The following is a 13,585-nucleotide window of genomic DNA, read 5'->3' on the forward strand; positions in this document are numbered from 1 at the left end:
CGGATGAGGGGCAGGCTCATCTTGGCAGGATGAGCGCAAGTTAATGAGGCAACGGCCAGTTCAGCGACCGCGGCCCGGAATGAAACGGAAAACGCCGCAAGCGGCCTAGAGTTCGACGACCTTGCCGCCTTCGATCGTGACGCGGCGGTCCATGCGGCCGGCAAGTTCGTGGTTATGGGTGGCGATCAGTGCGGCAAGGCCAGACTGGCGAACCAAGGCCTCCAGGGCATCGAAGACATAGGATGCCGTTTCCGGATCGAGATTGCCGGTCGGCTCATCGGCCAGCAGCACACGCGGGGCATTGGCGACGGCGCGGGCAATCGCGACACGCTGCTGCTCGCCGCCCGACAGTTCGGAGGGGCGGTGATCGGCGCGGTGCCCGATGCGCATGTAATCGAGAAGCTGCCCTGCCCGCTCCTTGGCCTCCGCCTTCGAAAGCCCGGCGATGAGCTGCGGCATCATGATGTTCTCGACCGCAGAGAATTCCGGCAGCAGGTGGTGGAACTGGTAGACGAAGCCGATTTCGGAGCGGCGGATGGCGGTGCGTTCGTTATCGGGCAGGCCGTTGCAGGACTGGCCACCGATATAGACCTCGCCGTCATCCGGGTGCTCGAGCAGGCCAGCGAGATGCAGCAGCGTCGACTTGCCGGTGCCGGACGGCGCGACAAGCGCCACGATCTCACCGCTGCGAAGCTCGAAATCGGCGCCCTTGAGGATCGTCAGCGTCGTTTCGCCCTGGCCATAGTGACGTTCGACGCCAGAAAGCTTCAGGACGGTTTTGCGAGGTGGCATCGGGCGTTCTGTTCCTATTCGTATCGGAGGGCCTGGACGGGGTCGAGCCTGGAGGCTCGCCATGCCGGCAGGATGGTCGCGATGAAGGAGAGCGTCAGCGCCATGAGGACAACCGATACGGTCTCGCTCAGGCTCATTTCAGCGGGCAGCTGGCTCAGGAAATAAAGTTCGGGATCAAACAGCACCGTGCCGGAGACCCAGGAGAAGAACTGGCGGATCGACTCGATGTTGAGGCAGACGACAACGCCGAGTAGGACGCCGGCGAAGGTGCCAACGATGCCGATCGCAGCACCCGTCATGAAGAAGATGCGCATGATGGCGCCCGATCCCGCCCCCATGGTGCGCAGGATGGCGATATCGCTGCCCTTGTCCTTCACCAGCATGATGAGGCCCGAGATGATGTTGAGCGCTGCGACAAGCACGATCAGCGTCAGGATCATGAACATCACGTTGCGCTCCACCTGGAGGGCGGAGAAGAAGGTCTGGTTGCGCTGGCGCCAGTCGGTGATGAAGATCTGCCGCCCCGCCGCCGCCTCGACGAGTGGCCGCAACCCGTCGACATTGTCGGGATTGTCGATGAAGAGCTCGATCGACTGCACAAGCCCGTCGGCGTTGAAATAGATCTGCGACTCCTCGAGCGGCATGTAGATGATGGTCGCATCATATTCCGACATTCCGATTTCGAAGATGCCGGACACCGGATAGGACTTGACGCGCGGCGTGACCCCCATCGGCGTCACGTCCCCTTCGGGCGAAATCAGCGTGATTTGGTCACCGGCATTCAGCCCGAGTTGGGCGGCAAGGCGCGAGCCGACCAGCACGCCCTCGCCCGAGGCGAAACCGACCATGTCGCCCGACTTGATGTTGGTCGAGACCTCGGTGAGTTTTTCGATGTCTTCGGGACGCACGCCCCGAACCAGCGCGCCGGAGCCTGCACCACCGCGACCCGATGCAAGCGTCTGCCCTTCCACGAGCGGCAGGGCCATGCGCACGCCCGGGACGGCTGCGAATTTTTGTGTGAGCTCCGCATAGTTCGTCAGCGGGCCGTCAATCGGCTGGACGATCATGTGGCCGTTGATGCCGAGGATGCGTGAGATGAGCTCGGTGCGAAAGCCGTTCATCACCGCCATGACGATAATGAGGGTGGCCACGCCCAGCATGATGCCGATGAAGGAAAAGCCGGCAATGACGGAGATGAAGGCTTCCTTGCGCCGGGAGCGCAGGTAACGCCAAGCCACCATGCGCTCGAATGCCGAAAATGGTCCCGCAGATGCAGCGCGTGCCGCCTCGCCACTTCCAGTCTCTGCCGCGACGCCCGCCATTCCGTCTCCTTCAGCGCGTAGGGCGCGCAATAACCCGCGCCCATCTCGTGATCCGAACCCGCCGGATCAGCGACCGGCGAGCTTGTTCATTGCCGCTTCGACGGTCAGCGTTTCGCGCTCGCCCGTCTTGCGATCCTTGACTTCCACTTCGCCGTTGGCGGCGGAGCGAGGTCCGACGATCACCTGGTACGGCACGCCGATGAGGTCGGCGGTGGCGAACTTGGTGCCTGCCCGCTCGTCCGTGTCGTCGTAGAGCACGTCCTTGCCGATGGTCGCGAAGCCGCCATAGAGCGTTTCACAGATCCGGTCGCAGGCTTCGTCGCCGGGCTTCATGTTGATGACCATCACGTCAAAGGGAGCGACGGAGGCCGGCCAGATGATTCCGTTCTCGTCATGCGATGCTTCGATGATGGCGGGAACAAGGCGTGTCGGGCCGATGCCATAGGAACCCATGTGGACAAGGTGTTCCTTGCCGTCCGGACCCTGCACCTTGGCGCCCATCGGCTCGGAATACTTCGTGCCGAAATAGAAGATGTGGCCGACTTCGATGCCGCGGGCCGAAAGACGATCGCTCTCGGGGATGGCGTTAAAAGCTTCCTCGTCATGCATCTCCGACGTTGCGGCATAAACCGAGGTCCACTTGTCGAAGATTGCCTGCAGCGCGGCGACATCATCGAAATTGGTGTCGGTGCCGGGAATGTCGAAGTTGACGAAATCCTTGTGCGAGAAGACTTCCGACTCGCCCGTGTCGGCGAGAATGATGAATTCGTGCGACAGGTTGCCGCCGATCGGGCCGGTATCGGCACGCATCGGGATGGCGCGCAGGCCAAGCCGCGCGAAGGTGCGCAGATAGGCGGTGAACATCTTGCGGTAGGAGTGCTCGGCGCCTTCCTTCGTCAGGTCGAAGGAATAGGCATCCTTCATGAGGAATTCGCGCGACCGCATGGTGCCGAAACGCGGACGGATCTCGTCGCGGAACTTCAGCTGGATGTGGTAGAGGTTGAGCGGCAGGTTCTTGTAGGACTTGACGTAGGACCGGAAGATGTCCGTGATCATTTCCTCGTTGGTGGGGCCGTAGAGCATCGGCCGGTCCTGGCGGTCCTTGATGCGCAGCATTTCCTTGCCGTAGGCATCGTAACGGCCGCTTTCCTGCCAGAGTTCGGCCGACTGCAGCGTCGGCATGAGGAGCTCGATGGCGCCGGAACGGTTCTGTTCCTCGCGGATGATGTTGTTGACCTTGTCGAGAACGCGCTTGCCGAGCGGCAGCCAGGAATAGATCCCCTGGCTCTGCTGGCGGATCATGCCCGCACGCAGCATCAGCCGGTGCGAAACGATCTCGGCCTCCTTAGGATTTTCCTTCAGGATGGGCATGAAATAGCGGGAAAGACGCATCGACATATCCGAGGTTGCCGGGCCAACTCCACCGAACCGGGAATCGACCATTTTCTTGAACAATATGGGCAGGCTACATAGCCCTTCTGAGGTGCCATGGGAACCCGGCTCGCAAGGATTTGCACGGGCCTGATGCCGCTGCCCAACCACCTGCCAAAGACAGGATGACGGAGATTTGGTGACGAAGCTGACACGAAGCTGTCAACATGAAAATTTTTGCGGACTGTGTCTAATTTACAAAAATAGCTGGTGACAAGGCATATACTTTGGGCTAGGTTCAGCTCACAAAACAGGCAAGGAGTTCAATTTCTTGCCACCTTCGCGGTCAAGTCTTGGGAGGATCAGGTCTTAGGCGCGTTTATTCGCAGCCCCGGCAACGGTAAAAGATCACGCGATACTAAAAACAAGGCTTCCATGCCTTGTTTTTTTTTGCCTTCTCGCAGCCCCTCCCCGCGATCAGCCAGCCACGGCTGGATGAGCGTGCGTTCTCGCGCCGCAAGATGTTCTCGAAGGTTAGTTCGGCCGGTAACTGGGCACGATATTGGGAAGATCGGTGATCCCGATACCCAGGTAGGTCGAGGCCACGTGGTAGCTCGCGTAGAGTGCCGCTGAAATGAGCGTGGTCAACAGCACGACCCGCCCGCCCCGAAACTTTGCCGGCGCACTTTCGATCGTCCCGTTGGTCACCTCACCTTCATCGCCCTGGCTGCGATAGCCGAGCGGCAGCACGATAAAAAGCACGGTCCACCAGAGGATGAAATAGATGGCGGCGATCGTGAGCAGCGGCATGGTGTTACTCGGGGTTCAGGTAAAGCAAGGCGCCTTATAGGCGTTATGGCCGGCAAGCTCCAGTGCCCGCCGGTGGACCGGATGCCGCATGCATGCGCGGAAACAGCGAGGCCGGATGGCGATAACGAGCTACCGCAACTGACAGATTGATTCCGGAGATGGAGTTAAGTCGTTGACGGAACAGCCATCAGACCTGTTCGAGCTCCACCAGCGTGCCGTTGAAATCCTTCGGGTGGAGGAACAGGACCGGCTTTCCGTGGGCGCCGGTTTTCGGCTCGCCGTCGCCCAGCACGCGTGCGCCTGACGCCTTCAGCCGATCGCGGGCGCCGAGGATGTCGTCCACTTCGTAACAGATGTGGTGCATGCCGCCGGACGGGTTCTTGGCAAGGAAGGCGGCGATCGGCGAGTCTTCGCCCAGCGGCTCCAGCAGCTCAACCTTGGTGTTTGCCAGTTCAACAAACACCACCGTCACGCCATGTTCGGGAAGCCGTTGCGCCTGCGAGACGCGGGCCCCCAGCGTGTCGCGATAGGTTGTCGTGGCCGATACCAGGTCCGGCACTGCGATGGCGATGTGGTTCACGCGTCCAAGCATTTGTTTTCCTCCCAAAGTCTCCACGACGATCCCCTCACCAGCAAAATCTATGACTTAGCTGAAGCTAAGATCATGATTTTGTAACCTCTCCCACAGGGGGAGAGGACAGGTGCCGAGCCTGCCGCCCCGGTCTCTCCCCTTGTGGGAGAGAAAGCGACTTCGAGATCTTAGCCAAAGGCTAAGTCTCAGAAATCGCAAGTGAGGGGGCAAAATCCAACCTCATACCTTCGTGACGAACACCGTCACGACCGGCTTCTTGCCCCAGGCCTCGTTGGCAGCACCACGCACCGCGCGGCGAACCGACTCGCGCAGCATGTCGAGATCCTTGCGGCGGGCGCGCGGAATGCTTTCGATGGCGCCGAGGACGGCGTCATAAAGCGTATCTTCCATATCCTCGCCCTCGTCGTCGAACTCCGGCAGGCCGAAGGCCACAACGTCGGGATCCGTCAGGAAGTCGTAGCGGTTGTCGAGCAGCACATTGACCGAGACATGACCGACAAAGGAGAGCTTGCGGCGGTCGCCGATGCCCATTTCCTCGAAGTCGCCGATCAGCTTGCCGTCCTTGAAGATCCGCCCATGCGGGGCGTCATCGATGATCTCAGCCGGACCCGGCGCCAGACGCAGGATATTGCCGTTGCGCACGCGCGGGATGGTCTTGATGCCGGCGGAGGCACCAAGCTCGGCCTGCGCCATCAGGTGGGCGGCTTCGCCATGGACGGGCACGAGGATCTGCGGGCGGGTCCACTCATACATCTGCAGCAATTCATTGCGGCGCGGGTGGCCCGACACATGCACGAGGCCATCGGCGTCGGTCACGACCTTGATGCCCTGCTCGATGAGGCCGTTCTTGATGTCGAGGATGGCCTTTTCATTGCCGGGGATCGTGCGGGATGAAAAGACAACGGTGTCGCCCTTGGAGAAGGCGACGTTGCGCATCTCATCACGAGCGATCTTGGCAAGGGCCGCGCGCGGCTCGCCCTGGCTGCCGGTGAGGATCACCACCACCTTGTCGCGCGGGATGTAACCGAACTCGTCTTCGGCGATGAAGGGTTTCAGGCCTTCCATGATGCCGATGTCGCGAGCCACGTTGACGACGCGCTTCAGCGACGATCCGAGCAGCAGCACTTCGCGGCCCGCCGCTTCCGCCGCCTGGGCGATGGAGCGGATGCGGCCAACATTCGACGAGAAGGTGGTGATCGCCACCCTGCCCTCGGCCGCCTCGATGATCTTGCGCAGACCTTCGGAGACTTCTTCTTCCGATGGCGAGACGCCTTCGCGCATGGCATTGGTGCTGTCGCACATCAGCGCCAGCACGCCCTCGTCGCCGAGCGCGCGGAAGCGGGCCTCGTCGGTCAGCGGGCCGAGCGACGGCGCATGGTCGATCTTCCAGTCACCGGTGTGGACGACATTGCCGAGCGGCGTGCGGATGACGAGCGACATCGGCTCAGGGATCGAATGGTTCACGCCAACCGCCTCAACCTCGAAGGGTCCGATGTTGATCTTGTCGCCCGCCTTGAAGATGTTGACCGGAATATCGGCGCGCGAGCCTTCGTAGTCGCGCTTGGCTTCCAGCATGCCGGCGGTGAAGGGCGAGGCATAAACCGGCACGTTGAGGCCCGGCCAGATGTCGTTCATCGCGCCATAGTGATCCTCATGCGCATGAGTGATGATCATGGCCTTGAGGTTGTTGCGCTGGGTCGCGAGATAACGGATGTCCGGCAGGACGAGATCAACGCCCGGCAGATCAGGACCCGGGAAGGTAACGCCACAGTCCACCATGATCCACTGGCGCTTCTCCGGCGTTCCATAGCCGTAGAGGGCGAGGTTCATACCGATTTCGCCCACGCCGCCGAGCGGCAGAAATACCAGTTCTTCTTGGTTTGCCATTTCTTCTTCTATTCCATTCTTTGAAAAAAGACATCACCGGCGGCAATCGGCAAGGCCGCGCCGTCTTCAGTGGCAAGCATCAGAAATCCACGTTCATCGATACCTGCGAATGTACCAACAAGCGAGCGGTCCGGCAGGTTCACGGTGATTTTTTCGCCCAGGCCGCAGGCAACCTCGCGCCAGCGGCGGATGATGTGTGCCAGTCCGCCGACCTCAGTCCATGATTCCAGAACCTGCGCCATCTCGTTGTAAAGATGGGCGAAAAGCTCTTCCGGCGAGACGGCAGCACCGTGATCGGCAAGGCGTGTGACCGGATAAGGTGAACCCTCCGGCATGTGGCGAATGTTGATGCCGATGCCGATCACCAGGGCACGCCGGCCATCCGGCAGGGTCTCGGCTTCAAGCAGGATGCCGCAGGTCTTGCGGCGACCGATGAGGATGTCGTTCGGCCACTTCACCTCCAGCGGCGCGCCATCCGGAGGCAGCACCTTGGCAATCGCCGCATGCACGGCCACGGCAACCGCGAGCGGCAGGGAGGCCATGTGTTCCGGCGAGGCAGGATTGATGAGAAGCAGGGAGGCGTAGAGATTGCCGGGTTCGGACGTCCAGGCACGCCCACGGCGGCCGCGGCCGGCCAGCTGGCGGCTTGCTGTCAGCCACAACAAACCGGGATCGCCCGCGCGAGCGCGGGCGAGACATTCGCTATTGGTTGAACCGACCTCGCCCAGCGCCTCGTGGCGAAACGCATCGAGCGAAAAGCGGCTCCGGCTTGCCGTCATCCTCAGAAGAAGGACTTCGCAGCAGCGTTTGCAGCGTTCCCGATCGGACCGCCAAACAGCACGTAGGCCGTGACGAAGAGGCCCGACAGGCCAAAGACCAGGCGCAGCTCGCCGGAGATACGGGCAAACTCGCCCTTGGCTTCGTCGAACCACATCACCTTGACGATGCGCAGGTAGTAATAAGCGCCAACAACCGAGGACAGGACGCCGACGACGGCCAGTGCATAAAGCTTGGCCTCGATGGCGGCCACGAAGACGAAGTACTTGGCGAAGAAGCCTGCAAGCGGCGGGATGCCGGCCATGGAGAACATCAGCGCCGTCAGCACGATCGCCATGAAGGGCTTGGTGGAGGACAGGCCAGCGAGATCATCGACGTTCTCAACATTCTCGCCTTCCTTGCGGCGCATCGCCATGATGCAGGCAAAGGTGCCGAGCGTCATGATCATGTAGATGGTCATGTAGAGCACGACGCCAGAAACGCCCGTCTCGGAACCTGCAGCCAGACCAACAAGCGCGTAGCCCATGTGGCCAATCGACGAATAGGCCATCAGGCGCTTGATGTTGCGCTGGCCGATTGCCGCGAACGAGCCGAGCAGCATGGACGCGATCGACACGAAGACGATGATCTGGCGCCAGTCGGCGAGGATCGGCATGAAGGCATCCGACACGAGGCGCACGAGGATCGCCATGGCGGCAACCTTCGGGCCTGCGGCGAAGAAGGCCGTGACCGGGGTCGGCGCACCTTCGTAGACGTCCGGCGTCCACATGTGGAACGGCACGGCCGAGATCTTGAAGCAGGCGCCGGCGAGCACGAAGACCATGCCGAAGACGAGGCCGAGGTTGCGCGTTTCCGCGTTCAGCACGCTGGCGATCTCGTCGAAGCCGGTGTTGCCGGTGAAGCCGTAGACCAGCGACATGCCGTAGAGCATCATGCCGGACGACAGGGCGCCAAGGACGAAGTACTTGAGGCCGGCTTCCGTGGAGCGCAGGCTATCGCGGTTGAAGGCAGCGATGACGTAGAGCGCCAGCGACATCAGTTCGAGGCCGAGATAGACCGAGATCAGGTCGTTTGCCGAGATCAGCAGCATCATGCCGAGCGTCGAAAGCACCAGCAGCACCGGGAATTCGAAGCGGTTGAGCTGGTCCGACTTGGCGTGGCCAACGGACATGACCATGGCGGTGATCGAGCCGATCAGCGCCAGCACCTTCATGAAGCGGCTGAACGGATCGAGGATGAAGGCGCCGCCATAGGCCTCGCCCTCGCCCGACATGAAGATGAGCCAGAGCGCGGCAACCGCCAGAAGCGCAACCGCGAGACCGGTGACGGTCGTCGACGACTTGTCGCCCGAGAAGACGCCGATCATCAGGAGAACGAGCCCACCCACGGCCAGAATAAGCTCCGGCATGGAGAGCTGCAGGCTGAGCGATAGTATTTCAGCGTTCATAACCAGTCTAATCCCGTCTCAGCGCGCGTTGAGCGCAAGGTTCTGCGCAGCCTGGAGAGCCGCAGAGTAGTTGTTGACAACGAGGTCTACCGAGGCCGCCGTCGCGTCGAAGATCGGTGCCGGATAGAAGCCGTAGAAGATGGTCAGCGCGATCAGCGGATACAGCACGATCTTTTCACGGGTGGAAAGATCGAGCAGACCCTTGAGGCTTTCCTTCTCGAGTGCGCCGAAGATCACCCGGCGGTAGAGCCACAGCGCATAGGACGCCGAAAGGATGACGCCGGTCGCGGCAAAGAGAGCCACCCAGGTGTTGACGCGGAACACGCCGATGATCGTCAGGAACTCGCCGATGAAGCCGGAGGTGCCCGGCAGGCCGACGTTCGCCATGGTGAAGACCATGAAGGCGACGGCGTATTTCGGCATGTTGTTGACAAGGCCGCCATAGGCCGCGATCTCGCGGGTGTGCAGGCGGTCGTAGACGACGCCGACGCAAAGGAAGAGCGCGCCCGAGACGATGCCGTGCGACAGCATCTGGAAGATGGCGCCCTGCAGGCCCTGGACGTTGGCGGCGAAGATACCCATCGTCACGTAGCCCATGTGGGCGACGGAGGAATAGGCGATGAGCTTCTTGATGTCGTCCTGCATCATGGCCACCAGCGAGGTGTAGATGATGGCGATGACCGACAGTGCGAAGACCAGCGGCGCGAAGTAATCGGACGCGAGCGGGAACATCGACAGCGAGAAGCGGATGAGGCCGTAGCCGCCGAGCTTCAGCATCACGCCGGCCAGAATGACGGAGCCTGCCGTCGGTGCCTGGACGTGTGCGTCCGGAAGCCAGGTGTGGACCGGCCACATCGGCATCTTGACCGAGAAGGCTGCAAAGCAGGCGAGCCAGAGCCAGGTCTGCATGCCGGCCGGGAAGCCGTATTTCAGCAGCGCCGTGATGTCGGTCGTGCCGGCCTGCCAGTACATCGCCATGATGGCAAGCATCATCAGAACCGAGCCGGTCAGCGTGTAAAGGAAGAACTTGTAGGATGCGTAGACGCGATCCTTGCCGCCCCACACGCCGATGATGACGAACATCGGGATCAGCGTTGCTTCGAAGAAGACGTAGAAGAGAACGATGTCGAGCGACACGAAGACGCCGATCATGACCACTTCTAGAAGCAGGAAGGCGATCATGTATTCCTTCAGGCGCTTCTCCACCGCCTCCCAGCTTGCGAGCACGCAGAAAGGCATGAGGAAGGTCGTCAGGATGACGAAGAGCATCGAGATGCCGTCAACGCCCAGATGATAGGCGATGCCGGTGCCGAGCCATTCCTTCTTCTCGACCATCTGGAAGCCCGGGTTCGAATTGTCGAAGCCGATCCAGATGAAGAGCGAGACGATGAAGGTGAACACCGTGGTGAACAGCGACACGTTCAGGATGTTGCGGCGGCCGTAGGGGCCGTCTTCCCGCGTCAGAAGCAGGAGAAGAACGCCAACCAGCGGCAGGAAGGTGACCGTCGAGAGAATGGGCCAGTCGGTCATTAGAAAGAGCTCCCGAGCATCATCCAGGTAACGAGTGCGGCGATGCCGATCATCATTGCGAATGCGTAGTGGTAAAGGTAACCGGATTGCAGCTTGACGACCCGGTTGGTCACGTCAGCCACGCGGCCGGCAACGCCGTTGGGGCCGTAATTGTCGATGACGGCAACGTCACCCTTCTTCCAGAGGAACCGACCCAGGGCCTTGGCAGGGCGGACGAACAGGAAATCGTAGATCTCGTCGAAGTACCACTTGTTGAGCAGGAACTCGTAGAGGATCCGCTGCGATTCAGCCAGGCGGCGCGGCGTCGACGGAGACTTGATGTAGAAGTACCAAGCGGTCACGAGGCCGATCAGCATGGCGACGAAGGGGCTCAAGGCGACCCATGCCGGCACGTGGTGGAACTCGTGCAGAAGCTCGTTGCTTTCAGCGGTGAACAGCGCACCCTTCCAGAACACGTCGTATTCGTGGCCGTAGAACAGTTCCTTGAAGATGAAGCCTGCAGCGATCGCGCCAACACCCAGGATGTAGAGCGGGATCAGCATGACCTGCGGCGATTCATGCACGTGGTGCATGACGTCGGCCGAGGCGCGCGGCTTGCCGAAGAAGGTGAGGAACATCAGGCGCCACGAGTAGAAGCTCGTGAACATTGCCGCGACAACCAGAAGCGTGAAGGCAAAGCCGGCAGCCGGCGAATGCGACGCGTAGGTTGCTTCGATGATGAAGTCCTTCGAGAAGAAGCCGGCAAAGCCGAGCGAAGTGAACGGAATGCCGACGCCGGTAATGGCGAGCGTGCCGATCAGCATCATCACGAAGGTCGTCTTGATGTGGGGGCGCAGGCCGCCCATGTAGCGCATGTCCTGCTCACCATCGACGGCATGGATGACCGAGCCGGCGCAAAGGAACAGCAGGGCCTTGAAGAAGGCGTGCGTGAAGAGGTGGAAGATCGCCGCACCGTAGGCACCGACGCCCAGCGCTACGAACATGTAGCCCAGCTGCGAGCAGGTCGAGTAAGCGATGACGCGCTTGATGTCGTTCTGCACGAGGCCGACAGTTGCCGCGAAGAAGGCGGTGATCGCACCGATGATGGTGACGAACAGGAGCGCATCCGGCGACAGTTCAAAGAGCGGCGACATGCGGGCGACGAGGAAGACGCCGGCGGTCACCATGGTTGCGGCGTGGATGAGAGCAGACACAGGGGTCGGGCCTTCCATGGCGTCCGGCAGCCAGGTGTGCAGCAGGAACTGTGCCGACTTACCCATGGCGCCCATGAAGAGCAGCAGGCAGACAACCGTCAGCGCGCCGCTCTTGGTGACGGTCATGCCGAAGATGTTGGCGATCGCCTGCGAGGCTTCCGGAGCACCTTCTGCCGGCAGGTAGGTCGCGGCAGCGGCGAAGATGGTCTCGAAGCTGATCGAGCCGAACAGCACGAAGATGCCGGAGATGCCGAGGATGAAGCCGAAGTCACCGACGCGGTTGACGATGAAGGCCTTCATGGCGGCAGCCGAAGCCGACGGCCGCTTGAACCAGAAACCGATCAGCAGGTACGAGGCCAGACCCACGCCTTCCCAGCCGAAGAACATCTGCGCCAGGTTGTCCGACGTGATGAGCATCAACATCGCGAAGGTGAAGAGCGACAGGTAGGCGAAGAAGCGCGGACGATGCGGGTCGTGGTGCATGTAGCCGATGGAATAAACATGCACGAGGGTCGACACGGTGTTGACCACCACGAACATGATCGCAGTCAGGGTATCGACGCGGAAGGCCCATTCGACATCGATGCCGCCGGACTGGATCCAGCGCATCACCGGAACCTTGATCACCTCGCCGGCATCGCCGTGAGCGAGTGCGACGTTGAAGAAGACGATCCAGGACAGGACAGCGGCGACGATCATCAGGCCGCTGGTGACGTATTCGGATGCCTTGGCACCGATCGAGCGACCGAAGAGGCCGGCAATCAGGAAGCCGATCAGGGGAAGGAAGACAATTGCCTTGTAGATCATGACCCGATCAGCCCTTCATCATATTGACGTCTTCGACCGCGATCGAGCCGCGGTTACGGTAGAAGACGACAAGAATTGCAAGACCGATGGCGGCTTCCGCAGCGGCGACGGTCAGAATGAACAATGCGAATACCTGGCCGACGATGTCGTTCAGGAAGGAGGAGAAGGCCACCATGTTCAGGTTGACCGAGAGCAGAATGAGCTCGATCGACATCAGGATGATGATGACGTTCCTGCGGTTAAGGAAGATGCCGAACACGCCAAGCGTAAAGAAGATGGCGCCGACCGTGAGATAATGGGAAAGACCGATTTCCATTTTCCTGTTCCTTTATCCGCCTCAGATGCCCTGGCCCGGCTTGACCTTGACCACTTCGACAGCGGTCTTGGGCGTGCGCGCAACCTGAGAGGCAATATTCTGGCGCTTGACGTCCTGGCGGTGACGCAGGGTCAGCACGATAGCTCCGATCATTGCGACCAGAAGGACGAGACCAGCGATTTCGAAGAAGTAGACGTAGTTCGTGTAGAGCACGTCGCCGAGCGCCGCCGTGTTGGAGCGTACCGCCGGGTTCGGGATCGGCATGGTGATCGCCTTGGTCGCTTCCGGCGTGATGACGCTGCCGCCGATGACGACGATCAGTTCGGCCGCCACGATGATGCCGACCAGGATGCCGATCGGTGCATATTGCAGCACGCCGGAGCGGAACTCGGCGAAGTCGATTTCCAGCATCATCACGACGAAGAGGAAGAGAACCGCAACGGCTCCGATGTAGACCACCAGCAGGATCATCGCCAGGAACTCAGCCCCCGTCAGCAGAAACAGACCGGCGGAGTTGAAGAACACCAGAATAAGGAACAGCACCGAGTGGACCGGGTTCTTGGCCGAGATGACCATGAACGCCGACGCCACCGCGACGAACGCAAAGAGATAAAAGAAGATAGCCTGCAGACCCATCGTGGTGCCTTTTCCGTCATCAGCCGGGCAAAGGCACAAGAGCCCTACCCTTCGAAACCCGGTGGACCGATGCTCACCGGGCATTTCATCCAGATCATGCCGGTG

At 61.1% G+C, this 13,585-nt stretch carries 12 protein-coding genes; all 12 read right to left on the reverse strand.

The features are described 5' to 3' along the window. Positions 1–105: 105 nt before the first annotated feature. A complete protein-coding gene (locus tag M0654_RS15960) occupies positions 106–792 on the reverse strand; it encodes an ABC transporter ATP-binding protein (RefSeq protein ID WP_248683968.1) in 687 nt (228 codons plus the stop codon). Between the two features lie 14 nt (positions 793–806). Next, positions 807–2,114: a lipoprotein-releasing ABC transporter permease subunit gene (locus M0654_RS15965; RefSeq protein WP_118849289.1), complete on the reverse strand. Its 1,308-nt coding sequence runs from the start codon at positions 2,112–2,114 to the stop codon at positions 807–809. Between the two features lie 66 nt (positions 2,115–2,180). Beyond that, entirely contained in the window at positions 2,181–3,506 is a 1,326-nt protein-coding gene (proS, locus tag M0654_RS15970; RefSeq protein WP_118851493.1) for a proline--tRNA ligase, read from the reverse strand. A gap of 513 nt (positions 3,507–4,019) precedes the next feature. Next, entirely contained in the window at positions 4,020–4,295 is a 276-nt protein-coding gene (locus tag M0654_RS15975) for a DUF1467 family protein (protein ID WP_248683969.1), read from the reverse strand. Between the two features lie 187 nt (positions 4,296–4,482). Next, entirely contained in the window at positions 4,483–4,887 is a 405-nt protein-coding gene (mce, locus tag M0654_RS15980; protein WP_248683970.1) for a methylmalonyl-CoA epimerase, read from the reverse strand. 219 nt (positions 4,888–5,106) lie between these two features. Continuing rightward, on the reverse strand, positions 5,107–6,774 hold the full coding sequence (locus M0654_RS15985) for a ribonuclease J (protein WP_118849286.1): 1,668 nt from the start codon (positions 6,772–6,774) through the stop codon (positions 5,107–5,109). An 8-nt stretch (positions 6,775–6,782) separates the two neighbouring features. Then, on the reverse strand, positions 6,783–7,553 hold the full coding sequence (locus tag M0654_RS15990; RefSeq protein ID WP_248683971.1) for a biotin--[acetyl-CoA-carboxylase] ligase: 771 nt from the start codon (positions 7,551–7,553) through the stop codon (positions 6,783–6,785). Between the two features lie 2 nt (positions 7,554–7,555). Then, positions 7,556–8,998 (reverse strand): NADH-quinone oxidoreductase subunit NuoN, encoded by a 1,443-nt coding sequence (gene nuoN, locus M0654_RS15995; protein WP_248683972.1) that lies wholly within the window; start codon positions 8,996–8,998, stop codon positions 7,556–7,558. A gap of 18 nt (positions 8,999–9,016) precedes the next feature. Further along, on the reverse strand, positions 9,017–10,528 hold the full coding sequence (locus M0654_RS16000; RefSeq protein WP_248683973.1) for an NADH-quinone oxidoreductase subunit M: 1,512 nt from the start codon (positions 10,526–10,528) through the stop codon (positions 9,017–9,019). Next, entirely contained in the window at positions 10,528–12,528 is a 2,001-nt protein-coding gene (gene nuoL / locus M0654_RS16005) for an NADH-quinone oxidoreductase subunit L (protein ID WP_248683974.1), read from the reverse strand. The genes M0654_RS16000 and nuoL overlap by 1 nt, the downstream gene beginning before the upstream one ends. A gap of 7 nt (positions 12,529–12,535) precedes the next feature. Then, complete coding sequence (gene nuoK, locus M0654_RS16010) at positions 12,536–12,844, reverse strand: NADH-quinone oxidoreductase subunit NuoK (RefSeq protein ID WP_248683975.1); 309 nt, start codon at positions 12,842–12,844, stop codon at positions 12,536–12,538. 21 nt (positions 12,845–12,865) lie between these two features. Next, positions 12,866–13,480, reverse strand: a complete 615-nt coding sequence (locus M0654_RS16015) for an NADH-quinone oxidoreductase subunit J (protein ID WP_248683976.1) — start codon at positions 13,478–13,480, stop codon at positions 12,866–12,868. Positions 13,481–13,585 lie beyond the last annotated feature (105 nt).

Origin of the sequence: Neorhizobium turbinariae, assembly GCF_023223505.1 — a bacterium.
GTDB lineage: Bacteria > Pseudomonadota > Alphaproteobacteria > Rhizobiales > Rhizobiaceae > Neorhizobium > Neorhizobium turbinariae.